Source organism: Corynebacterium freiburgense, assembly GCF_030408815.1.
In the GTDB taxonomy this organism is placed as follows: domain Bacteria; phylum Actinomycetota; class Actinomycetes; order Mycobacteriales; family Mycobacteriaceae; genus Corynebacterium; species Corynebacterium freiburgense.
Map to the genome: position 1 here is coordinate 1,849,536 of NZ_CP047355.1, position 25,157 is coordinate 1,874,692.

Sequence of the window (25,157 nt, forward strand, 5' to 3'; positions counted from 1 at the left end):
TGCAGCGCCCCGACTACAGCGCCGTCGAAATTAATGAGGTATAAACTTCTGAAGCCCATGCCCGCGCTTGTGGATCCATTGGGTGATTTCCGGCCAAGAGGGCCTGTACATATAAACCACGCAGCGCAGCCACCACTAGTCGGGAATCAACAGCAGCTAACAATTGGTGCGCTAAAGGAGAACTCGCATTAATTACTAATTGCGGCGCATCAGGTACCGAAGTATCGTTTTGATCATTGAATTGGGCGGCGTCGGCAAGCATATCCAAAATACCTTCCAGATTGCTTTCACCTGGGGCTTGCCGAGCAATATCCTCAATTACACCAGCCGCCGCAGCCGCTTGCGGAAGGAAAAGTACTGGAATAGTTGCGGGTTTAAAATCCCGCAAAATTACTTCAACCCCTTGCCCAATTAAAGCTTGGTGGCAGGCATGTAATAACGGAAGAAAACGCGCCTCTTCGCTTGGGTTTGCTGGAATAAGCGCCCCAACTACATCATTAATGGTTACTTCGACAATGCGCTGTTCTGGATGATCAAGACGTAATTGGTCTAGAATTTCTTCATCAAATGCATAACCAGCATTGAGAACCTGTAAATCATTTGCAGAAGCAATCGGCAGTAATGCTCGATAATGCTGATCAGTACGTGCAAAACGAATCACACCATTGGCCATAACGTCCTCAAGTGTTTTCATCCCCATTGTTGTTTCAAATGGCACAGAACGCACTACAAGTGAACGAGTTTCTGCATCTGAAACGGCGAGTGCTTTTAGACCAGTCATATGCAACGCTATAAATCGCGCAAACCGATGTGGATCCTTTTCCGCCAATGTAGTAAGCCATGTGCGAATACAATTGCCGAGTGCTTCCCGAGTTTCTAGAAGCAAAGAATCCTCAAATAAAGCATCACGAGACGCAGTGGGCCGCAAATAATCCGTATTTCCTACCACCCGAACAAAATAAGCCCAATCAGGCAGAAGATCAGTTACTTTTTTACTTAAAAGCATACGGCGCAAATATAACTGATGCCTGGTAGTTCGACCCGGATGTGCGCCTTCGGAAGCGACAAACGCTACTCCTTGAAAACCAGCAATTGGGACTTCAAGAGGAATGACATCAAATGGTTCAAATCCAAAATTCTCGCTGCACCATTTACGTTGCGCTTCTAAGGAAGCTTCCCATACCGTCGTGTGCCCCGCACTTACAGCGCCTAACGCTTCCAACTGTGAATTTGGGCGCTCAATAGTAATTTTCACAGGGAGGAATTCCCCATACCGTTCAATAATGTCCCGGACACCACGGTAATCGAACGGCGGTTCGCCTGGCAGACTGCGCAATTCAACAGTCGTTCCATGTGGCAATGGTGCTAATTCCACAGGGGCCATATCATCTGGAACTTCCTGTACCGTCCAGGTTCCATGGGAATTGCCTTGCCATCGCACTACCCGAGAATCGCGATCACTGGAACGGGAATACACAACAATGTCTTCCGAAACCATAAAACATGAAAGTAGGCCGATACCGAACTGGCCGAGGTAGTCGCTACGGCCTAGACCAAATTCATCACGTTTCGAGGAGCCACCAATCGTAGCTAACAGCTGCTGCGCTTCAGCGAGGGTAAGCCCTACACCATTATCAGTGACACGAAGTACATGTTCATCGACTACAAAGCGAATACGCCCTTCAGTAAGTAATCCACTGGCTGTAATTGCATCTACACCATTTTGGAGTAATTCACGCAAATATACATCTGTACCTGAATACAGATTTCGGGATAGCAATTCGACAATCCCGCCTAGATCTACTCGAAACTTCTCTTCTTGGAGGTTCTTCTTCGCCGAAGACACCATAACCTCGTATTTCTGTTATAAATCACTACAATTGTTTACTTCGTACGCAAAGAAGACGCACCTAATTACCAGATGCGTCTTGGGCAACGAAAACAAGCTATGTTTCGTCTGGGCCCGAGAAAAACGGCTCAATTTCAAATGTTTCACACAACAACATCATATGATTAAGCTGCGCCTCGATGGCCACAAAAATCCACTCTTCAAGTTGTTCATCCGTAGCACCTTCATTAACCAAAATCGTGTGGTCTGAAAGCACTGCGATACTGCCATTTTCAGAATCGAGCTCGACCTGGCAGGTACCAATTGTGCCCTGTAGATTTCGGGTTGAAACCCATTCTTTAAGCTCGTCGATTCGGTCTGCAACAAGCGGCACTTCTGGATGCCCTACCATAACTGTTATAAAAGGTTCTTCAGCATGACGGATAGAAACCAAAAAACCTTCAAACGCGCTGATGATACGCTCATCTCGGGTTTCGTAGTACCAATCTTTACGATCGAACAACGCCGTAATTCGATCAAGATTAACCGGCTGTGGTTCTGACCCGTCAGCGACTTTATCAAACCAAGCCATTCTACTTATGCTTCCTCTCCATCAGATTCTGATGTTTCGTCACTGCTGTCGTCTGTATCCCAGGCAACCAGCTCGGGCACAATTTTTTCCATTTCTTCTAGTACCGAAAACCCTGCCGAAAATACCGCAAACATAATATTTTGCAATTGCGCATCAGTCAGACCAGTACCCGCCGAAGCACAATACTCGAAAGCCACCCGAAAGTTTCCATCCTCACTAAAAAAAGTATTTAGCTTGGGCAGGAAAAGTTCAGAGTTTTTTGCTTCAACATGCTTAATTAATTTTGAAACAGTAGCTGGTTCAGAAGTAATCCCACGCCAAAAGCCAACAATCCGCAGAATATTAATTTCGTCTATCCATTGAAACCCGAAAGTAGCGTTGTCGAATCGAACAAAGACTTCGTCATCATTAGAATCAAATTCAAGCTCCTGCTGCTTCAGCAAGGCTTTAATTCGGTGCACTGTCACCGCAGGCAACGCCATAACTTCCCCTTTCGGGTATCTCATTTAAGGGAACGAAACCCAAATTAACACGCCCTCCAATGCACTGTCCGAGTTGTGCTGTACGCAACACTCAACAATTGTTTATAAAATACCCCCGTTTTTTACCCCTAGAACGAAGATTCTAGTGGTGTTTTATTGTCAAATCAAGGACAGTTTTCCTACTTGGATATTAACCCAAAACGGGGGTAAGTGGTATCGCTTTATACAGTCTAAAAATTATTGGTTAGCCCTTTTTTAATCAGATTGACCCCTCAACAACATCATCCTGTAAGCAAATCTGTCACACAATAAAAGCCTGATCTGATTGTAGAAATAACAAAAAACAATTAGATGTAAATTTTAGCAGCTCCAAAGAAACTACTTTTTGAGTCACAGCGCTGATTACAGGGAGCTCAAATACCTTATAGTAGCCAAAGCCACACCCTTCTATTCTTTAGATTTATTTCTATCAAGTGCACACTCTCTAAACTCTTCGTTAGTGGCTAGTATTCTCCGCAAAGCTTAGACAGAAACGTGAAGATACCGTAAAAGTTCTTGCAATCCTTGCTCTTGTTCATTTAGGCAAGGAAGTATCCATGCCTCTAATTGTGCAGCTGTTGCCCCATGTTCTATTGCAAACCAGTATGAAAAGGTGGGAAATGCTATTTCCAGGTCATACATGATATCCGCAGATGCAATAGCGAACGTACTTGTTGCATTAAAATTCGCCATCCACTCGTACAATTTCAATGTGTCTTTTCGTGCCAGTGGCATTTCCAGATGCTGAGTAGACACACTCAATAAAGCTCCATCACCACTGATCGTCATAATCACAAAACCACCAGGGATAGTGCACATAACGGGTTCCCCAGGCTTCGCCATAACCACAGTGCGATCGGTACGCTTCAAAAGTTTTACAACCTGGCTGTAGGTTACGGGTTCCGGCAATACATTTCCCACAGTATTTCCAATCATTCGTTTACTACTAGTTCCGGCAAGAACGCTTCAAAAGTACTCATTGCTCGTGCAAAACCAGACCAAAACGTAAACATTCCTGTTAACTGCTCATCGGTCATTCCTTCCCCCACTGGCATGACATATTCAAATCGAATGCGCATTACCCCGTCAGCATCAATATCATCGATAATCTTCACCCCACCGATCTGCCATGCATGATCAATAAGAATGCGCCGGATTCTATCTTGCTCAGTGGTTTCACTCGTGCTTCCTCGCCATAGTCCCCACATTCGAATTACATAAAGATCCTCATCAAGCTGAAGGTGAATTCCACCATCATCAGACGGCAACCAATAATCCCCATTATCAAGAACTTCGGCATCAACATCATAAGTTTTCAGCCACGTCCACAATCGCTTACGAGTTACAGGTTCGAGCATGCCCGCTCCCTCGATACAATATCCAGCTGTGCTCATACGCCCGCAATAGTACAGTCGCTGCAGAATATATCCCCATTTTGGAGGTGGAAATATCTATGCACCTTTTAATGTATTGAAAAGCTGACTTATCAATTACTGTTCTCCGTTGTACTGACTGCGTACGAGGGTTCATTTTTGTGGGGTTATGGCCGGTGGTTTGGTTGTGAGCGTCTGGTTACCTGGGATTTGGTTGGATCTGGTTGGGTTGCTTGGGCGGGTTGTCACAGATTCCATTTTTTCGGCTGTTTTTATGGAATTTGTGACACGATAGGTAGGGATCCTGTCACAGATTCCACCAGAACAGGCCTGCTTTATGGAATCTGCGACAAACCCCAGGTCAACGATTGTGTGCAATATGGGTTGTTGTCACAAATCCCACTGGAACAGGCCTGTTTTATGGAATTTGTGACACTCAGTATACAAACATCACTATTTTAATAGGACAATCCTATCAAACACCAGGGAAACCGGCTCAAACGCCCCGAAAACCAGCCAACACGCCCGAAAATCAGGCAGATCTGACACACCCCACCACCCAACCAGGCAGATTTCACATCACCCACAACCCACCGCCACGTTTCCCCAGCTCACGCCCAAAGCCCAGAAGCCCACAACACAAATCTGCCTGCCCCAACCCTGCCCAACCCTGCCTTAAGCCTGCCCCCAAAGCCCTCTCAAACCCCAAACACCATAGAACAAAACGCCAGTCCAAACTCCAGGGGCAAGTTAATATGCCCCGTAAGGCATGGGCTTCTCAGCTGCACCGATCACACATAGGATCACCCAATACGTTCACCCAAGAATTGGTTATTTTGTTACTTTCACTTGGGGTGCTCCAGTAATTCCAGTGTCTTCCATTGTTTCGGCGATTTTCATAGCTTCTTCTATGAGTGTTTCTACGATCTGAGATTCCGGCACCGTTTTAATTACTTCGCCTTTGACAAATATTTGTCCCTTACCATTACCAGATGCCACGCCTAGATCAGCATCCCTGGCTTCTCCAGGACCGTTGACCACACATCCCATAACGGCAACACGCAATGGCACTTCCATGCCTTCGAGCCCTGCGGTGACTTCTTCGGCAAGGGTGTATACGTCTACTTGGGCACGCCCGCAGGATGGGCAGGACACGATTTCCAACTTCCGCGGTCGCAAGTTCAACGATTGCAAAATTTGGTCGCCTACTTTGATTTCTTCTTTTGGATCAGCAGATAAGGAAACCCGAATCGTATCGCCGATTCCTTCGGATAGTAGAGCGCCAAACGCTACTGCAGATTTAATGGTTCCTTGGAATGCCGGCCCGGCTTCAGTGACACCGAGGTGCAGTGGGTAATCGCATTGAGCTGCAAGTTGCCGATAGGCTTCCACCATTACTACGGGGTCATTATGCTTCACCGAGATTTTAATATCGCCAAACCCGTGCTCTTCAAACAGGGAAGCCTCCCACAGTGCTGACTCCACCAATGCCTCCGGAGTAGCTTTGCCATATTTTGCCAGTAGGCGCTTATCCAGTGAGCCAGCATTCACACCAATTCGAATAGGAATTCCTGCGTCTCCTGCGGCTTTGGCTACTTCTTTTACCCTGCCATCAAATTCTTTAATATTGCCTGGATTAACGCGTACTGCGGCGCAACCAGCGTCGATTGCAGCAAAAATGTATTTGGGTTGGAAATGGATATCCGCAATCACCGGTATGGGGGATTTTTTGGCGATTATTGGCAGGGCATCTGCATCCACTGTTTTGGGGCAGGCCACACGAACAATATCGCAGCCAGATGCGGTCAATTGTGCGATTTGCTGGAGGGTGGCGTTAATATCATGGGTTTTAGTTGTGGTCATCGATTGCACCGAAATTGGGTGCTCTGATCCCACACCTACGCTTCCAACCATCAATTGCCGAGTCTTTCGCCGCGGCGCCAGGGTTGGCAGCGGGGCTTCTGGGAGACCGAGGCCGATGGGTGTAGACACAGTGTTTGCTCCTTGAAAACTACGGGTGAGAGACTCGGTTTATCGTATCAGCCGAATGCTCGAATGGGGTTTACTACGTCAGCAACGATCACCAGCGCACCGACACCAATGAGTAATGCGCTGACCGCCATTGTTATTGGCATAAGTCGGTCATAGTTAGCCGGCCCGCCAGGTTGTAGTCCACGTGTGCGTCGGACAAGATCGCGAATTTTTTCGTAGATCACCACCGCTATATGTCCACCATCCAGTGGCGGCAATGGAACAAGGTTAAAGAGCGCCAGGAAGAAGTTTAGGCTGGCCAGCATCATAATAAACATTGCCCACTGGCTTCGTTCTGCAAGTTCGCCACCTACTCGAGAAGCACCGACGACACTTACAGGGCCTTCTTTATCACGTTCTTCTCCGGCAATCGATGCTGCGACTCCAGGGATTTTGCCGGGAAATGCTGCCAAACCATGCAGAGTTGCTTGCAGCATATTGCCGGAATACTCCAGTGTGGCTGGCACTGCTTCAATCGGTCCATAGACTTTAATCGGATCCTTAATTGGTGCCGACACCACGCCAATCGCACCTGCTTCTGGCACCGCGACGTCGATAAGCTTTTCGACGCCCTCCCGCTCGACGGTAAGCGTAATGGTTTCGCCGGCATGCTTGCGCACGGTATCGCGAACGTGGAGGAACGCCAGCATTTCTTGCCCATTAATATGGGTGATTCGGTCGCCTTCCTGAATTCCCGCATCTACAGCTGGGCATTCCCCATTATCAAGGCATTGTGTCGAACCGACTGTAGGTGTGAAATCCGCCTTAGTGTTTGGCAACCCAGCACTTACCGCAAGCCCATAGAGCAGCACTAATGCAACCAGGATATTCATAAGAATGCCACCGGAGAGCACAAAGATACGCTTCCATGCTGACTTATAGACCATAGCGTGCGGACGCTCAGCTTCAGTCACTGGATCCTGCGCCGTCATGCCCGCAATATCGCAAAACCCGCCAAGTGGAATCGCTTTCAACCCATATTCAGTACCGTTGCGCGTATAGGAAAATACGGTAGGGCCAAACCCAATAAAAAACCTTCGAACAAGCATTCCTGTCGCTTTTGCAGAACGGTAGTGGCCCCACTCATGTAATCCGATGGTTACTAAAATGCCAAAGGCAAATAAAAGCACGCCAAGGAAATAGCTCACGAAAATCCTTCCAAAACCTTATGAGCGCGGGCCCGAGCTTCGCGTTCGCAGGCCAATACATCATCGAGCCCCGAGGGTACACCAGCAAAAGCATCTGCGACACTCAACACTTCGGCCACAGTATCCACAATCTGCGGGAAACGAATCCTACCCTGCAAAAACGCCGCCGCAGCCTCCTCATTTGCTGCGTTATATACAGCCGGCCACGTCCCACCTTGCGTTACGACGTCCCTCGCTAAACGCACCGCAGGAAACGCAAAATCATCCACGGGGCCAAACTCCCACGTACTAGATTGCAGGAAATCTAACGATGGCTGAGCTTTTGGCACTCGATGCGGCCAATCCAAAGCCAGTGAAATAGGCAATTTCATAGACGGCGGCGATGCCTGCGCAATAGTACAACCATCCACAAAGGTCACCATTGAATGCACAATCGACTGCGGATGTACGGTGACATCAATGCGATCTGCAGGAACGCCAAAGAGCAATGAAGCCTCGATTAATTCCAGCCCCTTATTTATCAATGTCGCCGAATTCAAAGTATTCATCTGCCCCATCGACCATGTCGGGTGGGCCGCCGCCTGCTCCGGGGTAACATCCCACATCTGCTGACGAGTCCAACCTCGAAATGGCCCACCTGATGCAGTAAGCACAAGACGTTCAACCTCGCTATCAGAACCAGAACGCAAACATTGCTCCATCGCTGAATGCTCAGAATCTACTGGTATTAATTGCCCCGGCCTGGCGGCATCCAAAACTAATTGACCGCCAGCAACTAAAGATTCCTTATTGGCTAATGCTAATTTCGCACCCGAATGTAATGCCGCCAAGGTTGCGCCTAACCCCATGGAACCCACAAGCGCATTCAAAACCGTATCTGCAGAAATTTCCTGGACTAAATGCTCAGCAGCATCTGGCCCCGAAAGAACCTCGCCACCAAGTGCTTTGGAAACTACGTCTGCATGATGTGCAACTGCCACTTGATGAGGCGCCAACCCCAATTGCTTGGCTTGTCGGATCACCAGATCGAGTTGGCTTCCACCCGCAGCAATACCAACGACCTGAAAACGATCTGGGTTTTCTGCGATAACTTCCAGCGCTTGGGTACCAATCGATCCAGTACTCCCAAGAATAAGAATGCGTTGCAACATGTTATCTATTCTTTCAAACGCTGCTGAGAAAATACCCACCCTTGTCGTATGACGCCACTACCTCCGTGACTTTTGGCACATATCCACCGAATTATTGCTCCTATCCGGGGGATTCAAATCGCCGAAAACGAAAAAATATGCAAAGATATAGCCCATAAGTTATGCGTGTTTGAAGGAGAACAACGTGGCAAGCAATCACACCCCCGTTCCCGAGGTCCACAATGGTGTGTCCACCTTGGATGAGCCCTCGGCAGCCTGGGGCTGGCACGACATTGGGCGCGGCCCAATCCAAATCGCAGGTTGGGTTTCCGTCCTATTCCTTCTCGCCTTTAATTTCGGCAACCATAAAGGCAATGTTGAGACGGCCTGGCTACTCGCCCTAGCCATTCTTATTGCCATTGGCCTCTTGATTCAGCTTTTCCAGCCTAAGCTGAACCAAGTTCGTACCGTGACCGCCCACAATAAGCCAGTTGGCCACCAAGAGCCCGATTGGGCATATCTTCAGCACACGATGCAAGGGCCATACGCAGAACTCACTGACTCACAGCTGCGTTCCCTCAATATTGAGCCTTCCACAGTAAAAAACCGGAAGATTATTGAAGGTTAAAACCACGTATAACCTACAACCCCAGAAGATTGGTACAAGATATTGCACCTGCTTCTGGGGTGTATTGTTTATTGGCGCTTGTAAATTCAACTCTTAAACAAACGCACGAACATTAGCAAAGATCTCCACGTACTCACGTTCAAGCTTGGCAATTGCGTTCTTCCGAGCAATAAAGTACAGCACCAGCGGCACTAGAAGCACAACTACAAACCCAATGCCAGCCAAAATGGTGTTTTCGGTGGTGTTTCCCCAAATAATAAAAAGCACTCCGGGCAAAAGCGGAATCCAGCCCAAAAACAATGCGGCAAAACTATTCATAAATGCCGCTACGTTAAACCCACTTCGATCCTGCCATGGATTTGTTCCCGGGCGCGCAGTGGGAAATGGAAGGTGCGTGCTCAAAAACAGCGCAAGTGCCATTACCGTTAGGTAACCGCCGAGCATGCATACAATAACTTGCAAAGCCATTGCGCGATCCGCAGCAAAAATAGCCAAGAATATCAAATATGCGAAAAAGAATATGGATATGGGAAGCACCGCCGCATAATGACGCCCCATAAGTAGTGTTTTTGCCGGAACTCCACTAGCAATATGCAACCAGTTTGCGGGACCATCATAGCCAAAATTATTAGACGATAGATTACAAACAAACATCAGTAAAAATACAGCGCCAGCATACAAATAAACTTGGCTATTAGTAAGCCCTTGATACGCAATATACACAATGCATAGCGGCATGATGAATGCATTGACTTTCACACGTGAATCCCGGGAATAGTAGCGCATAGCACGGGAAAAAATCATGGATTTCGGCGAATACTGTAGCCCCGGAAGCAATAATCTTTGCACACCTTGCCCAGCAGCACGGGCGGAAGCACTCTCTGTACCGTCAAGCGGGGCTTGTAGTTTACCGTTTATAGCACGCCACACTAACGCAAAACACGCAGCAATAGTAAGAACCGAAATGAGTAGTGTTCCTATAACTCCAAGGATATTTCCTTGCGCTGCAAACACCGCTATACCAGCTGGCGCGCCAATTGGAGTCCAAATAAGATTCTCGCCAATCGGTGCTAAAGGAAGGGTACCGTCCTCACCAATTGAGAAAAATGCAGAATAGCCGAAAAGTCCTATAAATCCGAATACCGTTCCAATATAAATTGCTCTATCTTTGGATTTTCTATCCGTAGAAATGCTTAGCAATACGGCCAATGCTTCACCAATCATAATTGTGGTGGCAAGGCTTAGAAGCATTGCGGGAATTAGAGCGATGATCCAGGCAGTGTTTTGAAAAGTAAAAGCAGCGATAATGCCCGTGGCGATCGTACACAGTAAAGCCAATATACCTCGGGACTGGAAAAAGATTGAGAGCAAAAGCGCAGGCATGATTTCACGGGTGGTAATTGGAAAAACTGCGAATGCTTCTGGCAGCAATTGCCGCTCACCCGAGGGCAGCATAATTGATATGATTGCGTACGCAATAATGCCGATGGTAATCGCACCAACAAGCGCCATTGGTCGGCCTTCGTAAATTTCAATGGCTAGCGTAATGCCAATACTGATTTCACCCATAATCCCATAGAAAAACACCAATATGGCCATGAGTAAGGCGGCGCGGTTGGCTTTAAAGTTCCGTTTCCGAAGCTTACGGTGCAGCGCTAAAAGTGTTTTTGTCATGATGTTGTGGTGCTTTCATCTTCAGCTTGGCCTAACCATTCCAAAGAGCCCTCTGCCAAATCTCCGCCACCAACAAGCTCAACGAAGACCTCAGTAAGTGCTCTGCCTTGGCGAACTTCATCCACATGACCGAATGCCACTACGTTTCCATGATCAATAATCGCCACATGATCGCACAAGCCTTCAACCAAACTCATTACGTGCGAACTTAGCACTACTGTGCCGCCAGATGCGGCGAAAGCCCGTAAGATTTTTTGAATGATTTGGCCTGATACCGGATCCACTGCTTCCAATGGTTCATCCAAAATTAAGACCTCTGGTTTATGCAATAATGCGGTTGCCAGGAGAATCTTTTTAGTCATGCCCGCAGAGTAATCAACAACCATTTTATTGCGTGCATCCGCAAGCCCCAGGGCATCAAGTAGTTCGTCTGTTCGCTGCTGAACTATATCCGGCTGCAAATGATGTAAAGCACCTACATATTCGAGCAATTCACTGCCAGTTAAACGATCGAATACGGGAAGGCCGTCAACTAATAAACCCATAGCTTGTTTAGCAGGTTGTGGGTTATTCCAAACATCGTAACCGCAAATAAATGCTTCTCCGACGGTAGGACGAATAAGTCCAGTGGCCATGCCAATCATTGTTGTTTTACCGGCACCGTTTGGTCCTACAAGGCCATAAATACTGCCGCGAGGAACTTGTAGCGATAAATCATTTACTACAGTTTGATTGCCATATACTTTCGTAATGTTTTTAACTTCGAGCGCTGGGCTTTGTGACATCGCATCCCATCCTTATATTTCAAAGTGCCCAATTCATGGGCCTACAATGCCACTGTAATAGATTCTAAATCCGTTCTTCAGCCGCTAACTGCCCACATGCCGCCGCGATTTCTTGGCCACGTGTATCCCGAACAGTACATGGAACACCCTGCGCGATAACCCGTCGCACGAATTCATCTTGCCGCGATTTAGGCGATGCATCCCATTTGGAGCCTGGGGTTGGATTAAGTGGAATAAGGTTTACATGCACCCTCGAACCCAGTGCTTTATGGAGTTTTTTGCCGAGCATATCCGCGCGCCAATCTTGGTCATTTATATCGCGAATTAATGCATATTCGATTGAAACTCGGCGACCTGTCTTATCCGCGTAATAACGAGCCGCATCTAATACTTCCGCAACTGGCCACCGGTTATTTACTGGAACCAATGTATCTCGAAGTTCATCATCAGGTGTGTGCAAAGACACTGCCAGCGTTACAGCTAATCCTTCATCGGCGAGTTTCCGAATTGCCGGGGCCAGACCAACAGTAGACACCGTGACATTTCGTTGAGAAATACCAAAACCATCAGGGTTTGGTTGTGTAATCTGTCTTACTGCGGAAACAACCCGCTTGTAATTGGCTAATGGCTCCCCCATTCCCATAAATACAATATTGGAAAGACGGCTTCCCTCGGCTTGCATTGTGGCAGCCGCGGCACGCACCTGATCAATGATTTCTCCCGTAGAAAGATTTCTATCCAATCCGCCCTGGCCGGTCGCACAAAACGGACAGGCCATACCGCAACCGGCTTGTGAAGAAATACACAAGGTAGCTCGATCCGAATAACGCATAAGTACTGATTCCAAGAGTGTTTCATCGTGCAATCGCCACAACGTTTTGCTGGTTTCACCGCCATCGCAAGAAATTTCGCGGAGAGGCGTCATAAGGGTGGGAAATAATGCTTCCTTAACGACGTCGCGCATTGCTGCAGGAAGATCCGTCATCGAGGAAGGATTAGCCTCTAAGCGGCCGTAGTAATGCCGCGCAATTTGATTTGCACGAAATTTTGGCAGCCCCAGATCAATAACGGCTTGGACCCGTTGTTCTTTCGTAAGATCAGCGAAGTGTTTCGGGGGCATACCGCGCTTTTGGGCTGTAAATACAAGCGGAAGTTTTTCAGGCATAGTGCAATCTATCTTTCCACGGGTGTGCCAAAAAGTTGAACCAAAAGCTCTTCACACGTTGAATAGGGTATATGAAGAACTCGAATATCCCTCATGAAGCCGATAAACCTTTTGAAACAACCGAGTTTGATGTTCCCAATCAGACTGAAAACCCTGTAGTCCACGCCGATGAATTCAGTAATGAGATCGTGCCTGCAGAAAACACTGCACCAACAAAAGAAGTAGCCACGAAGCAGCAGCCAGAACAAGCCCAAGTTCGTGGTTCATTTGCAGGCGGCACTTGGATCGCATTAATCGTTGGCGCACTCCTGCTTATCCTGCTGTTAGTGTTTATTTTGCAAAACCAGCAGGAAACTCAGTTGCATCTCTTCGCTTGGTCCTTTAGCTTCCCAGCGGGAATTGGCTACTTACTTGCTGCGATTACGGGTGCTCTTATTATGGCGCTTGTGGGTGGAGTACGCATGATCGAGCTTCGTCGACAGGTAAAAAAGCAAGCTAGACGCTCACAAAACTAAGGATTAGCCAAGTGGCCATGGCGGCAGGCAACATGCCGTCAAGACGGTCCATAATGCCACCATGCCCGGGAAGCATTCGAGACATATCCTTAATGCCTAGTTCACGTTTAAACTGAGATTCCACCAAATCACCCAGGGTGGCACAAACTACCAAAAACACTCCCATAGCTGCGCCGAGCCACGGGGCGTCGTCAAGCAAAAATGTGACACACAACGTGCCTGTAACAGCACCAAGAATCACAGAGCCAGCAAAACCCTCCCATGATTTCTTTGGGCTCACTGCAGGCGCCATTGGGTGCGAGCCAAACAATACACCCGCAATATAGCCGCCAACATCGGACGCTACTACACACAACATAAACGTGATAATAAAAAGCGATCCAGGAATATCTTCGCGGCTAAACAATGAAAGCATTGCGGCGAAACCACCAAAAAGCGGAATCCAAGTGAATACAAACACACCAATTGAAACATCGCGAAGATAATTCTGCGGCGGACTATGCCGACCATGATGGAAGAGCCGCCCAAACATCAGTATTAATACCGAAGTAACATAGCCGGCGATTAAACCCGTAACACTAAAAAACAATGAAGACCAAATCATGAGTTGGCCGCCAGCAATCAAAATGAGCAGCGAAATAACATAGCCGCGTTCTTTGAGTCGGCGGTGTACTTCCCACGTAGCAATAGCCATCGCAACCGCAACGAGGGGGTACCATCCCGTCGGACCAGAATATATTGCTGCAAGCGCAATAATTCCTAGGGTCACGCCAACAGTAATGGCTGATTTCAAATCACGCCCCGCCGAATTTTTCGGCTTTAAAATATGTGGATGGCGTTGGCTCACGATGGGAATATTCTCCTGATTTGGTCATAGGAACTGGCACCGCGTTACGGGCAACCAAAACTTCGATGGGCTACCCCATAAACGGCGCAGATATGCAGGTATAGCGGGCGTTAAACCTCCATAAGCTCTTTTTCCTTTTTAGCTACAAGTTCATCCACTTGTGCTACATACTTATGCGTTGTTTTATCGAGTTCTTTTTCGGCCGCCACAACCTCATCTTCGCCGGCTTCGCCGTCTTTTTGAATGCGCTTTAGCTCTTCCATGCCTTTGCGGCGAATATTGCGGATAGCAATTTTAGCGTCCTCACCTTTAGACTTGGCGAGCTTTACCATATCGCGGCGTCGTTCTTCGGTGAGCTGCGGAATAGTAACACGCAATACCTGACCATCATTTGTGGGATTCACGCCTAGATCAGAGTTCCGAATCGCATTTTCAATATCATGCATTACTGACATTTCATACGGCTTAATGAGCAGCATCCTTGGCTCCGGGACAGAAATGGTAGCCATCTGCGTAATTGGGGTCATTGTGCCGTAATACTCAGCCATAACGCCATTAAACATGGCGGGGTTTGCACGACCAGTTCGAATGGTGGTCAGGTCCTCGCGGACATATTCCACGCTGGCGGTCATGCGCTCTTCAGCCTCGAAGAGTGTCTCGTCGATCATTTCATTCCTTTACTGTTGCGGTTCCTAGTCAATCTATCAGGAACGTACGAGAGTTCCGATATGTTCACCGGAAACAGCCCGCGCAATATTGCCATCCGTGAGCAAATTAAACACCAAAATTGGCATATCGTTATCCATACAAAGCGAAAATGCCGTAGCGTCGGCGACCTTTAAGTCGCGCTCAATGACCTCACGGTGGGTGATTTCAGTAAACATAGTGGCGTCAGCGTTCGTACGGGGGTCGTCGCTAAACACACCATCAACGCCTTTTGCCATAAGAAGCACTTCGCAGTCAATCTCCAAAGCACGCTGAGCTGCGGTGGTATCAGTGGAAAAATACGGCATGCCCATGCCAGCACCGAAAATAACCACGCGCCCTTTTTCAAGGTGACGTTTTGCGCGCAATGGGAGGTAGGGTTCCGCAACCTGCGCCATATGGATAGCGGTTTGTACACGGCAATCTACACCCTGCTGCTCTAGGAAATCTTGCAGCGCCAAACAATTCATGACTGTGCCGAGCATGCCCATATAGTCTGATCGGGCACGATCCATACCCCGCTGTTGTAATTGCGCCCCGCGGAAAAAGTTGCCCCCACCAATAACGACGCATACTTCGGTACCAGCTTTAGCAACCTCTGCAATCTGGCGAGCTACATTTTGGACTACGTCTGGATCAACGCCAACACCCCCGCCGCCGAACATCTCACCACCCAACTTGAGCATTACCCGCTTAAAACCTTGACGTTTCTGGTCACTCACTATGTTTGCTCCTTCTAGGCGGTTGCAATATGCGAAAACTTCACTATGTAAAATAAAAAGCCACACACTTACCGCCTTCTCATACTACCGGCACCCTTTAAAGGTGAAACGATCAGGCCGGCGCGCCAGGATTTCCAACTTCACTATTCAGTTTTTCAAACAACGTAAGGTGCTTCGCTTTTAAGTTTTGAAGTTTTATGGTTTCGGGCAGGAGCGAGTACCCCCTGCTGTTTCAGAATGGGGGCTGCTCGTTTGCTTCCTTGAGTTGTGGGAGTGTTCTTCGCGTGTTTCGTTCTTGGTGAATGTGTTTGCATATACTGTCATAGGTCATACCCCAGCGGCCCATGCCATTTCTATTGGGCGGCTCCAATGCTTTGGGTGTGAGTTTTTGCGAGGATCTTGGAACACCTTGGATTCCGGCAAGTGGTCCTTGAGGTCTAGTGGTACCGATAAGAGTGTATTCTTTCGGGTTTTCTTGATTATTCGTGTCCCACCAGCTCACAACCCCATATTGAGTGATGGTGGCGGTGATTTTTCGATCAGTTTTCAGATTATGGTGTTCCCTGCACAAGCACTGCAGGTTTGCCACTGAGGTGGGGCCGCCGTCTTCGTAATTGTCCACATGATCAATATCTGCTTTCGTCGCGGGTTTACGGCATTCCGGGAACCGGCACTCCCCGTCTCTAAGCTGAATAAGGGCACGTTGCTCTGGGGTTGGATCATGCCGATCTACAGACAGTGCAGCAACTTCATTGATATCCCGATACACCACACGCATTTTGCGCAAGTTGTATTGATCAGCGCGTGAGAGTTTACCGGCCGTTGGCATGTGGGTAACACGTAGTGGCGAGTTTTCGTCTGGAACTCCAAAGCCAAAGATAGTGACTTTCGTGCCTTCCAGCTCCCCTGCCAGGAGTCTTGCTGCTGCTTCCGCAATACTCAGGTTATTGGCCTTTGCGAGTTTTGCCAGGTGCCGGTCAGTGACTTCTTTATGTGTTTTATCTACCACCACGCTATAGGCCCACATCCCCGGTGTCTCACCTATTGCTTCGGCCGGTTGAGAGATGAGTTTTATTTCCCGTTTGGCAATTTCAGTACCGATAATCTTATAGTCTTCCAGTACATCTTGAATAGCCAAGGCGATGGCTTTGCCGGAGGGCAGTTCCTGATACTCGTGGGTTGGGGTGAGTTTTTCGATCACGACGCCCTCCACTGCAGCCACCAACTCAGCATCCGGGTTTGCCGGCATGTCTTGGAGTGCAGCTTCAACGGCCATAATCATATTGTCAGATAAAATGCCCTGCTCGAACACAAAAGGCGCAATGCGTTTTAGCTGCGTTTCTATGCGGTGGATAAAACCAAGAATACGGCGGTGCTTTTTCGCACTAACCGTTGGCATACTTATTGCGAGCATCGCCCCAAGCTTTTGGATATCTGTGGTAGCAAATTCCATATTTGCAAGCATCTGGCGATAGTGCCGCCACCGCTCCCGATACTGCCCAGCCATGAGCAAGCCACCCGGATTATCCGGGGCAAGCATTGCAAAACACGGCCCAGTAGCCATCAGTAAATCCTTAACATTCCCGATCAGATATAACCACCCTGTAGTGGTTCGCTGTTACCACTAATTCTACCCAAGAATCAACCCCGAAAACAACTATAAGTGCAGTTCAGAGTAGATTTTACATCATGTTTTTTATTACCCCCACCCGGTTTTATAACCAGGCAAAACAACATGCCAAAATGCGGCACACAACCAAACAAAACCATAAGGAAAGCCCAAACCACAGGAAGGAAAACCGGCCAAATTTAGCATTCGCAGCGCTTCTGCAGCTAAAAAGCACCTATGATAATAAAATTGACACTCAAGCCCCAATAACCCGCCGAAAGAAAATCGAGTGACCTCCCTCTCTTTTTGAAGTTCACACAAGGGGGTGTTTTCAGGGGTAAAAATTGCAGTTCGATCCGAAATCTAAGCCGGCCCCCACTTCGTGGCGCCTAGAAATGTTACAGGCAGCAGTTTGAATACCTCCAATAGAGCCAGCTATTAACACATGAGCTGGTTTTCCGGAACTTGCGGTCTGTTCGGCCGGTTTCCCGGGTGTTTAATAGGCGCACCCTATCGAACTGGTGATGTTTTCATCCCTACTGTCGCAGATTCCATCAAAACAGCGAAAAAAATGGAATTCGTGACAGGTTCCCTACCTATCGTGTCGTAGATTCCATAAAAACAGCCGAAAAATGGAATCTGTGACAACACGCCCAACCCGCCCCAAAGACCAGCCAGCGCTCAACCGGCACCCACCAACGACCAAAAAGACTACCCAGCCTCCAAAAAGACTGACCAGACCCATATACATTCCGAACAAATCCCAGCCTCTCGCCAGGCCAACCCGGTGAAATCTAAGACACCATAATCACAATCTTCACTCAAGCCCCAACAGCCATTAGAACCTCAACAACACCCCCGCCGCAAAACCCCACCACTTGAGGAGTCAAACAAACGCGGAGTGGTACTAGGTGGAGTGGTACTAGGTGGAGTGGTACTAAGTTAAGGGCACTGCCAGCGAGTACCAAGACGTATTGGCACGCAGAGATTTGCTTGCCTAAACGACGTCATAGTGGCACTGATAGGTGGTACAGCTCGGAGATTTCTTGCCGGGTGATAGTAGTCAGCACACAAAAACGCCCCCTAGCAACGGTGTGTGCTGGGGGCGTCGAAAAGCTATCGCGGTTTAGTTGTGCTGACCAACCTCGTAGCGTACGAAACCGGTGAGGGTCACACCAGCTTCATCCATTACCTGCTTTACGGTCTTTTTGCTATCGGTAACGGAAGCCTGCTCGTTCAAGCACACGTCTTTGAAGTAGCCATTCATGCGGCCTTCAACAATCTTTGCGATCGCTGCTTCTGGCTTGCCTTCTTCGCGGGTGATTTTCTCCTGAGTTGCACGCTCTTTTTCAATTGCTTCTGCAGGAACATCTTCGCGGTTAAGGTACTGTGCCTTCATTGCAGCAACCTGCATTGCAGCACCGTGTGCAGCCTGGGTTGCAGCTTCGCCTTCACCGGTGTAGGTAACCAGAACACCTACTGCTGGCGGCAGGTCTGCGGCGCGGTGGTGCAGGTATACAGAAAGCTTGTCACCTTCAAGGGTAACGGCGCGACGAAGCTCAAGCTTCTCGCCAATCTTTGCGGAAAGCTCTTGGATAGCTTCAGCGGCGGTCTTACCATCAACATCAGCAGCTGCAAGCTCTTCTTGGCTATTTGCTTTTACAGCGGCAGCGGCAGCAGCGATCTTGGCAGCAAATTCTTTGAACTCAGCGTTCTTAGCTACAAAGTCGGTCTCAGAGTTGATCTCAACCATGGTATTGCCGGAAACAGCAATAAGGCCTTCGGCTGCGGTGCGTTCTGCACGCTTGCCAACGTCTTTAGCACCTTTAATACGCAGGATTTCAATGGCCTTTTCAAAGTCGCCATCGGTTTCAGCGAGAGCTTTTTTGCAGTCCATCATGCCGGAGCCGGTGATTTCGCGGAGCTTCTTGACGTCTGCAGCGGTGTAGTTCGCCATGCTAGGGCGATCCTCCTTGGATTTTGGGTTATATCTCGTGGTAGATAATCAAACCCTCACAGCCAACAGTTCGATTTCTGAGGCGTGAGGGTTTGCATGTATTCACTCGAAAGATTTCGTGAATTATTCGGCAGCCTGTTCGGCAACCTCAGCGGTAGCCTCAACCTTTGCGGCAACTTCGACCTTGTCGGCGTCGCCAGCAGCTTCCTTAGCGGCAGCTAATTCGCGTTCCGAACGTGCTTTCTTACCCTCTGCCACAGCGGTGGAGATAATACGGGAAAGCAGCGCGGTAGAGCGGATTGCGTCGTCATTACCCGGGATTGGGTACTGAACTACATCCGGGTCACAGTTGGTGTCCAGAATTGCCACAACTGGGATATTGAGCTTGTGAGCCTCAGAAACAGCAATGTGTTCCTTATTGGTGTCAACAATCCAGAGTGCGGAAGGAACCTTGTTCATTTCGGCAATACCGCCAAGCACGCGCTCCAGCTTGGTGCGCTCACGGGTAAGCATCAAGATTTCTTTCTTGGTGCGACCGTCGTAGCCGTTTTCCGCCGCGTCCATTGCTTGAAGTTCCTTCATGCGGTGAAGGCGCTTGGAAACAGTTTGGAAGTTGGTGAGCATACCGCCCAACCAGCGGTGGTTAACGTATGGCATGCCAACACGCTCAGCTTCGGTAGCAACAGCTTCCTGGGCCTGCTTCTTGGTACCAACAAAGAGGATGGTGCCACCGTGAGCCACAGTCTCCTTGACGAACTCGAACGCTTCATCGATATAGGTCAGGGTCTGCTGCAAGTCGATAATGTAAATGCCGTTGCGGTCGGTGAAGATAAAACGCTTCATCTTCGGGTTCCAGCGGCGGGTCTGGTGGCCAAAGTGGACACCAGCGTCGAGAAGCTCGCGCATGGTTACAACTGCCATGGGTGCTCCCTTTCTATATAAGAGTTTCGGTTTCAAACAAATACACAGGTTTTTATCCTGTGACCTAGCACCTTTTCCGGTCATAGCACCACGTAAAACATGGACCACGCCATGATTCGTTTTTATATAAAGGCGCGCGTAGTCAGTCTGTGGAACATTGAGAATGTGCGCACACACTGCTGGCGGGAATTTTAGTCTGTTTCACACCATAGAATCAAACTCAGTGGTTATTTTTTTCACAGCCACAGCGACTTTCCATGAATCGATACCACCTTGTGCACAGAAAGCACACTACTAAACCAAATACGCCATGCATACAACAGGCATAATCCCCCACACTCAAAGCATGTTAAGGATTTTCGGAATTATTGCTTTGCTTCCTTGCCTTGTTGGATATAGCAATCCAGTGACTGGCCAACCACACGTCACCCAAGTATTACGAGCATTCGATCCACCCGCAAAGCCTTGGCTGGCAGGGCACCGTGGTGTAGATCTAGCTGCCGACCCAGGTGCCCGGATATATGCCGCTGAGGATGGCGTGGTGGCGTTTGCAGGATTGGTAGCTGGCACGCCCGTTGTTTCGATTGACCATGCTGATGGGATTCGCACTACATACCAACCCGTATATGCTTGGGTTTCACCGGGAGATTCGGTTACTGAAGGTCAAGTTGTGGGAATCCTCGGCCAACCAATTGGGGAAGATATTGGCCTTCACTGGGGTGCTCGCACCGATAAAGAAACCTATATAAACCCTCTTGGGTTACTTGATCACCCAGTTATTAGATTAAAACCCGTTTCCTAAGCCCGGGGATGCGCTTGGTTATATGCGGCTTTTAAACGTTCTGCACTCACATGCGTATAAATCTGCGTTGTTTGTAATGAAGAATGTCCTAGAACTTCTTGCACAATACGAAGATCAGCACCCCCATCGAGCAAATGTGTTGCGGCTGCATGCCGCAAGGTATGTGGAGTCACTCCCTGGTTGCCAGTACCCACTCCAGCACGCTCAACAATCCGTCGGACTTGTCGCTGATCTATTCGCTTTCCACGCACTCCTACAAAAAGTGCAGGCTCGCCTTCTACCGCGAGTTCTTTTCGAACATCGAGCCAATCTTGCAATGCATGGGTTGCGGCATCACCAAAAGGCACAATGCGTTCCTTATTTCCCTTCCCAAGCACACGTGCGGTTTGGCGAACAAGATCGATATCTGAAGGGTCGAGGCCAGCTAGCTCAGCAACACGCATGCCGGTGGCATATAGCAATTCCAGCATTGCAATGTCCCGGCGCTGCTCTGGTCCTTCCCCTTCAACCGCTTCTTCGACAAGTTTGGCAGCGTCACGCACATTTAAGATTCGCGGTAATGTTCGACCATGTTTTGGGGTTGCCAACCGCGCTGCCGGATTATGAGCCAGATATCCACGGCGCAGTGCCCATGTGCAAAATGCGCGTACTGCCGCTGTACGGCGCGCAAGTGTAGCCCGGCTTTTTTGCATATCGACGGCCTCAGCCAACCAGGCACGCAATCGGGTGAGGGTCAATTCATCCCATGTGGATATTTGCGCAAGCAAGGTATAGAGATCACTGCGGTAGGCGCGTATCGTTGCAGGCGATTTCCCCTCAACAAGAAGCAAATGTTCAAGAAAATCCTCTAGTGCTTCTAGCAATGCGGAAGGCGGTGCCGCTGTTTCCAGTGACACCGCCTTCTCGTCTGACTCACCCATAATGCATAACCCTAGCGTCCAGAGTTCCTCTTGAAAAGAAGTCCTCTTCGGCAAATGTTTAAGGAACCAGCCCGAACCCTAAACACTGCTACTTAGGCTTGCCTGTCCAACTTTAGATTGATTTTCCGTCTTTGGCAAGGGTTACCTCAAAAGTATTATCGCCATCCCCGAAAACTACACCTTATCCGCAGCTAGAATCCGAAGTATTCACCCGCACCCAACCAGTGCCTATACGCTCAACGATATTACGTTTTGCCAGTTCAACAAGGATATGTACCGTTAATGTCAAAGGCAGTCCTGCGGCATAGGCCACATTGGGGGTATCCACAGGCTTCCCTCCTAACGCATCGAAAATGCGTAATTCTGTTCGGCTTAAACCTGCAATCGGAGTACCCGCAAATTGAAGTTCGTACTGCTCTTCTACATCAAGTGAGCCCATTGCACCCAAGAGTGATCGAATCTCATCCGAACTCGTGACCAATTGTGCGCCGCCTTTTCGGATACGTTCATGGCATCCCAGTGAACCAGTACCGGTAATTGGGCCGGGCACCGCCATAGCCACACGTCCTAAACCTTCAGCCCAACTCAATGTATTTAAAGCACCAGAACGCCATGCTGCTTCCACAATGACCGTGCCTTTTGCACATGCCGCTACTAGCCGATTCCTAGTAAGAAACCGATGCCTCGCAGGTGGGGTTCCAGGAGGGTATTCGGTCATTATGCTGCCTTGTTCAGCAATTTGATTAAAGAGTTTGCCATTTCGCGCTGGATACGTTCGATCGAGGCCACATGACTGGATTAATACCGTAGGCCCACCCTGTTCAAGAGCAGTTTGGTGGGCAATGGTATCAATACCAAGCGCCCCGCCAGACACAATGGTCCATTGGTGTGCCACCAATCCACGGACAAGTAGTTCGGTAGCGTCTCGCCCATAGCGCGAAATTGCTCGGGTGCCCACCACCGCGACCGCTTGTGCAGTAAGTGACTGAATATCCCTACCGCGGACCCAAAGTACATGCGGAGGCACCGCGTCTGCTTGATAGCTACGAATATGCTCACTCCGCCCACTTTCCGCAAAACCAAACGCTTGATCGAATTGCTCATGTGGCCATTCATTATCATCGGGTGTAATCAGACGCCCACCTAGCTCAGCGCAAAGAGCCAAATCTTGTGCGGCCCGATTCCAGGAATATCGAGTAGCGGTTTCTTGAAGCAATGGCCCAATCCAAGATTCCCTATTTTGTATTCCATAGGCAATGCGTTCAGCATCATGACCTTGCCGAAATAATGTTTGCAAGTTTCGGCTTGGCCCCTCCACAACCCGCGATAAATACGCCCATGCTTCCTGCCGATTCACTGCAATCCCTCCCGAAATTCTAATGCCTGTGCCATATGGTCTAAATCAGGTTTCACTTTTCCCGCCAAATCACATAGTGTCCAAGCGACTTTGAGTGCCCGATCCACTCCCCGCTGACTGACTTTCCCATCACCTAGCACTGCAATGAGATATGCCATTGCAGCATCATCTGCGGGGTATTCACGGCGCAATACATGTGGATTCATCGCCGCATTTACACAGCCAAACCTGCGCTTAGCCCGATCGCGTGCCAATGCTATACGCTCCGCAATAACGGCGGATGGCTCGGCGTCGTCACGGAAAATTGCGCCCTGTGCATGCGTCCGCACAAACACATCAAGCCGATCGCGCAGCGGCCCCGAAATATTCTGTAAATATCGCGCGCGTTTCGACGCCGCACACCGACACTCGTGCGCATGTTCAGCACCACAATGACATGGGTTTGCGGCAAGAACCAGCTGGAAACGAGCCGGAAATAATACCTCCCTACGCGCCCTTACTAAACGTACACACCCATCCTCCAAAGGAGTGCGCAAACTATCCAAGATATTCGCCGGAATTTCACTTACCTCATCTAAAAACAACACTCCATAATGCGCTAAACTCACCGCACCTGGTTTCGGATTTCCGGAACCACCACCCAATAACGCCGCGCGAGTAACACTATGGTGTGGAGCCACAAAAGGAGCTGTGCGCACCGGCCCCAAAAAACTCTGCCCCGCTACCGAATGTACTGTTGTAGCCTCAATACACTGTTGCAATTCCAATGGTGGCAATAAACCTGGCAAACGCGCCGCCAACATAGATTTTCCGGAACCTGGCGGACCCAGCAACATCATATGGTGACCACCTGCAGCTGCAACCTCAAACCCAAATTTGGCTTCCTTCTGCCCCGCAACATCCGCCATATCTGGGCTGGTTCGCACACGTTCATTGGACTGGTACTCCACAGATGGCAATTCACTAAGGCCCTGCGCCCATGCAAAAACTTCCGGCAAATTCCTGCCTATAAGCACTATGGGAGCATCCACTAATGATGCTTCTGCTGCATTTCCTTCCGGCACTACCACCGTGGAAAATCCGTAATCACGGGCCGCCAAAAGAATCGGTAATAACCCCTGGATTGGTCGTAATGAGCCATCTAAACCGAGCTCACCAACCACCAAGGAACCCCGCAGGCGAGCAAGCGTTTCAGGATCTTTAGATGCAGCCCCCAATACCGATAATGCAATTGCTAAATCAAAATGTGAACCTGATTTCCGCAAACTTGCAGGCGATAAACTCACCACGATTTTGGTTTTAGGCCATGGCAAATTCGCATAATTTACCGCCGAGCGAATGCGCTCTCGGGATTCCCCAATCGCGGTATCCGCTAGCCCAACAATATGGGTTCCTGGCAACCCAACACCAATATTTGCCTCAACCTCAACAATATTGGCTTCCACACCCACAACCATTGCGGAAAACGCTTTACCAAGCGCCATGTTCCACCCCAATAAAATGCTCGAACACCGGGCCATTCGAGGTGAGCTCTACGACTAGGACGTCGAAACGCACAGCTGAATAGAACTCCTTCGAATCCAGCAGCCATTGGGCGGCCGCTTTTCTCATCCGCGCAAACTTCGCCGGAGTCACCGCCTCCGCAGTACCAAATGACCTCCCCAAACGGGTTTTAACTTCCACCACAACCAATACGCCATCCAACGAGGTCACCAACAGATCTAGCTCCCCGCACCGATATCGAACATTCTGGGCCGCGAGCCGAAATCCCTGTTGAAGAAAAAACCCTAATGCGGCATTTTCACCCTGCATCCCAACAACCGCATTATGCGTAGCCACACCAATACTCCTTTATTTCAACTGCAAAACTCCTACCACCTTGTGACTAAACCCAATGCAAATGAAAAAACACAGGTCCAACAGCACA

24 protein-coding genes are annotated in these 25,157 nt (G+C 49.0%); 3 read left to right on the forward strand and 21 right to left on the reverse strand.

From position 1 onward, the window contains the following. Window positions 1-13 precede the first annotated feature (13 nt). The 8 genes from CFREI_RS08385 to dxr form a co-directional block, all read right to left on the reverse strand. Window positions 14-1,849: an HSP90 family protein gene (locus CFREI_RS08385; RefSeq protein ID WP_051255818.1), complete on the reverse strand. Its 1,836-nt coding sequence runs from the start codon at window positions 1,847-1,849 to the stop codon at window positions 14-16. 97 nt (window positions 1,850-1,946) lie between these two features. Continuing rightward, the gene (locus CFREI_RS08390; protein WP_027012046.1) at window positions 1,947-2,420 is read right to left on the reverse strand and encodes a YbjN domain-containing protein; all 474 of its coding nucleotides are present in this window, start codon (window positions 2,418-2,420) and stop codon (window positions 1,947-1,949) included. Window positions 2,421-2,425: 5 nt separating this feature from the next. Next, window positions 2,426-2,902 carry a YbjN domain-containing protein gene (locus tag CFREI_RS08395; RefSeq protein ID WP_027012045.1) on the reverse strand — a complete coding sequence of 159 codons (477 nt, stop codon included), beginning with the start codon at window positions 2,900-2,902 and terminating at the stop codon, window positions 2,426-2,428. Window positions 2,903-3,424: 522 nt separating this feature from the next. After that, window positions 3,425-3,877 carry a hypothetical protein gene (locus tag CFREI_RS08400; RefSeq protein WP_027012044.1) on the reverse strand — a complete coding sequence of 151 codons (453 nt, stop codon included), beginning with the start codon at window positions 3,875-3,877 and terminating at the stop codon, window positions 3,425-3,427. Then, complete coding sequence (locus tag CFREI_RS08405; RefSeq protein ID WP_027012043.1) at window positions 3,874-4,299, reverse strand: hypothetical protein; 426 nt, start codon at window positions 4,297-4,299, stop codon at window positions 3,874-3,876. The genes CFREI_RS08400 and CFREI_RS08405 overlap by 4 nt, the downstream gene beginning before the upstream one ends. A gap of 846 nt (window positions 4,300-5,145) precedes the next feature. After that, window positions 5,146-6,306, reverse strand: coding sequence for a flavodoxin-dependent (E)-4-hydroxy-3-methylbut-2-enyl-diphosphate synthase (ispG, locus tag CFREI_RS08410; protein ID WP_027012042.1), 1,161 nt, complete (start codon window positions 6,304-6,306; stop codon window positions 5,146-5,148). A gap of 47 nt (window positions 6,307-6,353) precedes the next feature. Beyond that, window positions 6,354-7,493, reverse strand: a complete 1,140-nt coding sequence (locus tag CFREI_RS08415) for a M50 family metallopeptidase (protein WP_027012041.1) — start codon at window positions 7,491-7,493, stop codon at window positions 6,354-6,356. Further along, complete coding sequence (dxr, locus tag CFREI_RS08420) at window positions 7,490-8,644, reverse strand: 1-deoxy-D-xylulose-5-phosphate reductoisomerase (protein WP_027012040.1); 1,155 nt, start codon at window positions 8,642-8,644, stop codon at window positions 7,490-7,492. The genes CFREI_RS08415 and dxr overlap by 4 nt, the downstream gene beginning before the upstream one ends. A 184-nt stretch (window positions 8,645-8,828) precedes the next feature. On the opposite strand from dxr, the gene CFREI_RS08425 reads away from it, so the two are divergent. Next, complete coding sequence (locus CFREI_RS08425) at window positions 8,829-9,251, forward strand: DUF2631 domain-containing protein (RefSeq protein ID WP_051255817.1); 423 nt, start codon at window positions 8,829-8,831, stop codon at window positions 9,249-9,251. A 93-nt stretch (window positions 9,252-9,344) separates the two neighbouring features. On the opposite strand, the gene CFREI_RS08430 is transcribed toward CFREI_RS08425, so the two are convergent. The 3 genes from CFREI_RS08430 to rlmN all read right to left on the reverse strand — a co-directional run bounded on the left by CFREI_RS08430 (window position 9,345) and on the right by rlmN (window position 12,875). Next, entirely contained in the window at window positions 9,345-10,925 is a 1,581-nt protein-coding gene (locus CFREI_RS08430; RefSeq protein WP_051255816.1) for a hypothetical protein, read from the reverse strand. Beyond that, a complete protein-coding gene (locus tag CFREI_RS08435; RefSeq protein ID WP_051255815.1) occupies window positions 10,922-11,710 on the reverse strand; it encodes an ABC transporter ATP-binding protein in 789 nt (262 codons plus the stop codon). Before CFREI_RS08435 ends, CFREI_RS08430 begins: the two co-directional genes overlap by 4 nt. 64 nt (window positions 11,711-11,774) lie before the next feature. Beyond that, complete coding sequence (gene rlmN, locus CFREI_RS08440; RefSeq protein ID WP_027012037.1) at window positions 11,775-12,875, reverse strand: dual-specificity RNA methyltransferase RlmN; 1,101 nt, start codon at window positions 12,873-12,875, stop codon at window positions 11,775-11,777. 71 nt (window positions 12,876-12,946) lie between these two features. Here rlmN and CFREI_RS08445 point away from each other — a divergent pair, with 71 nt between their 5' ends. After that, window positions 12,947-13,390, forward strand: coding sequence for a LapA family protein (locus tag CFREI_RS08445; RefSeq protein ID WP_027012036.1), 444 nt, complete (start codon window positions 12,947-12,949; stop codon window positions 13,388-13,390). Here CFREI_RS08445 and CFREI_RS08450 read toward each other — a convergent pair. The 6 genes from CFREI_RS08450 to rpsB all read right to left on the reverse strand — a co-directional run bounded on the left by CFREI_RS08450 (window position 13,371) and on the right by rpsB (window position 20,151). Further along, window positions 13,371-14,246 (reverse strand): phosphatidate cytidylyltransferase, encoded by an 876-nt coding sequence (locus CFREI_RS08450; RefSeq protein ID WP_027012035.1) that lies wholly within the window; start codon window positions 14,244-14,246, stop codon window positions 13,371-13,373. The genes CFREI_RS08445 and CFREI_RS08450 overlap by 20 nt on opposite strands. Before the next feature lie 101 nt (window positions 14,247-14,347). Further along, window positions 14,348-14,905 carry a ribosome recycling factor gene (gene frr / locus CFREI_RS08455; RefSeq protein WP_027012034.1) on the reverse strand — a complete coding sequence of 186 codons (558 nt, stop codon included), beginning with the start codon at window positions 14,903-14,905 and terminating at the stop codon, window positions 14,348-14,350. A gap of 36 nt (window positions 14,906-14,941) precedes the next feature. Continuing rightward, window positions 14,942-15,628, reverse strand: coding sequence for a UMP kinase (pyrH, locus tag CFREI_RS08460; protein WP_051255901.1), 687 nt, complete (start codon window positions 15,626-15,628; stop codon window positions 14,942-14,944). A gap of 268 nt (window positions 15,629-15,896) precedes the next feature. After that, window positions 15,897-17,228, reverse strand: a complete 1,332-nt coding sequence (locus tag CFREI_RS08465) for an HNH endonuclease signature motif containing protein (protein ID WP_027012032.1) — start codon at window positions 17,226-17,228, stop codon at window positions 15,897-15,899. A 1,171-nt stretch (window positions 17,229-18,399) separates the two neighbouring features. Next, window positions 18,400-19,230, reverse strand: coding sequence for a translation elongation factor Ts (gene tsf / locus CFREI_RS08470; RefSeq protein WP_027012030.1), 831 nt, complete (start codon window positions 19,228-19,230; stop codon window positions 18,400-18,402). Between the two features lie 123 nt (window positions 19,231-19,353). Continuing rightward, the gene (gene rpsB / locus CFREI_RS08475; protein WP_027012029.1) at window positions 19,354-20,151 is read right to left on the reverse strand and encodes a 30S ribosomal protein S2; all 798 of its coding nucleotides are present in this window, start codon (window positions 20,149-20,151) and stop codon (window positions 19,354-19,356) included. Window positions 20,152-20,497: 346 nt separating this feature from the next. On the opposite strand from rpsB, the gene CFREI_RS08480 reads away from it, so the two are divergent. Next, entirely contained in the window at window positions 20,498-20,953 is a 456-nt protein-coding gene (locus tag CFREI_RS08480) for a murein hydrolase activator EnvC family protein (RefSeq protein ID WP_027012028.1), read from the forward strand. Here CFREI_RS08480 and CFREI_RS08485 read toward each other — a convergent pair. The 4 genes from CFREI_RS08485 to CFREI_RS08500 form a co-directional block, all read right to left on the reverse strand. After that, window positions 20,950-21,873: a tyrosine recombinase XerC gene (locus CFREI_RS08485; protein WP_027012027.1), complete on the reverse strand. Its 924-nt coding sequence runs from the start codon at window positions 21,871-21,873 to the stop codon at window positions 20,950-20,952. The two genes, CFREI_RS08480 and CFREI_RS08485, sit on opposite strands and share 4 nt — an antisense overlap. 181 nt (window positions 21,874-22,054) lie before the next feature. Then, window positions 22,055-23,230 (reverse strand): DNA-processing protein DprA, encoded by a 1,176-nt coding sequence (gene dprA / locus CFREI_RS08490; RefSeq protein WP_027012026.1) that lies wholly within the window; start codon window positions 23,228-23,230, stop codon window positions 22,055-22,057. After that, complete coding sequence (locus tag CFREI_RS08495) at window positions 23,227-24,714, reverse strand: YifB family Mg chelatase-like AAA ATPase (RefSeq protein WP_027012025.1); 1,488 nt, start codon at window positions 24,712-24,714, stop codon at window positions 23,227-23,229. The genes dprA and CFREI_RS08495 overlap by 4 nt, the downstream gene beginning before the upstream one ends. Next, window positions 24,701-25,069 carry a YraN family protein gene (locus tag CFREI_RS08500; RefSeq protein ID WP_240483181.1) on the reverse strand — a complete coding sequence of 123 codons (369 nt, stop codon included), beginning with the start codon at window positions 25,067-25,069 and terminating at the stop codon, window positions 24,701-24,703. The genes CFREI_RS08495 and CFREI_RS08500 overlap by 14 nt, the downstream gene beginning before the upstream one ends. Between the last annotated feature and the right edge of the window lie 88 nt (window positions 25,070-25,157).

Bases quoted from the DNA above. Each gene is read 5' to 3' on its own strand.
- CFREI_RS08385 (WP_051255818.1), bottom strand. From the start codon at position 1,849: ATGGTGTCTTCGGCGAAGAAGAACCTCCAAGAAGAGAAGTTTCGAGTA.
- CFREI_RS08390 (WP_027012046.1), bottom strand. From the start codon at position 2,420: ATGGCTTGGTTTGATAAAGTCGCTGACGGGTCAGAACCACAGCCGGTT.
- CFREI_RS08395 (WP_027012045.1), bottom strand. From the start codon at position 2,902: ATGGCGTTGCCTGCGGTGACAGTGCACCGAATTAAAGCCTTGCTGAAG.
- CFREI_RS08400 (WP_027012044.1), bottom strand. From the start codon at position 3,877: ATGATTGGAAATACTGTGGGAAATGTATTGCCGGAACCCGTAACCTAC.
- CFREI_RS08405 (WP_027012043.1), bottom strand. From the start codon at position 4,299: ATGCTCGAACCTGTAACTCGTAAGCGATTGTGGACGTGGCTGAAAACT.
- dxr (WP_027012040.1), bottom strand. From the start codon at position 8,644: ATGTTGCAACGCATTCTTATTCTTGGGAGTACTGGATCGATTGGTACC.
- CFREI_RS08430 (WP_051255816.1), bottom strand. From the start codon at position 10,925: ATGACAAAAACACTTTTAGCGCTGCACCGTAAGCTTCGGAAACGGAAC.
- CFREI_RS08435 (WP_051255815.1), bottom strand. From the start codon at position 11,710: ATGTCACAAAGCCCAGCGCTCGAAGTTAAAAACATTACGAAAGTATAT.
- rlmN (WP_027012037.1), bottom strand. From the start codon at position 12,875: ATGCCTGAAAAACTTCCGCTTGTATTTACAGCCCAAAAGCGCGGTATG.
- CFREI_RS08445 (WP_027012036.1), top strand. From the start codon at position 12,947: ATGAAGAACTCGAATATCCCTCATGAAGCCGATAAACCTTTTGAAACA.
- frr (WP_027012034.1), bottom strand. From the start codon at position 14,905: ATGATCGACGAGACACTCTTCGAGGCTGAAGAGCGCATGACCGCCAGC.
- pyrH (WP_051255901.1), bottom strand. From the start codon at position 15,628: ATGCTCAAGTTGGGTGGTGAGATGTTCGGCGGCGGGGGTGTTGGCGTT.
- CFREI_RS08465 (WP_027012032.1), bottom strand. From the start codon at position 17,228: ATGGCTACTGGGCCGTGTTTTGCAATGCTTGCCCCGGATAATCCGGGT.
- tsf (WP_027012030.1), bottom strand. From the start codon at position 19,230: ATGGCGAACTACACCGCTGCAGACGTCAAGAAGCTCCGCGAAATCACC.
- rpsB (WP_027012029.1), bottom strand. From the start codon at position 20,151: ATGGCAGTTGTAACCATGCGCGAGCTTCTCGACGCTGGTGTCCACTTT.
- CFREI_RS08480 (WP_027012028.1), top strand. From the start codon at position 20,498: ATGTTAAGGATTTTCGGAATTATTGCTTTGCTTCCTTGCCTTGTTGGA.
- CFREI_RS08485 (WP_027012027.1), bottom strand. From the start codon at position 21,873: ATGGGTGAGTCAGACGAGAAGGCGGTGTCACTGGAAACAGCGGCACCG.
- CFREI_RS08495 (WP_027012025.1), bottom strand. From the start codon at position 24,714: ATGGCGCTTGGTAAAGCGTTTTCCGCAATGGTTGTGGGTGTGGAAGCC.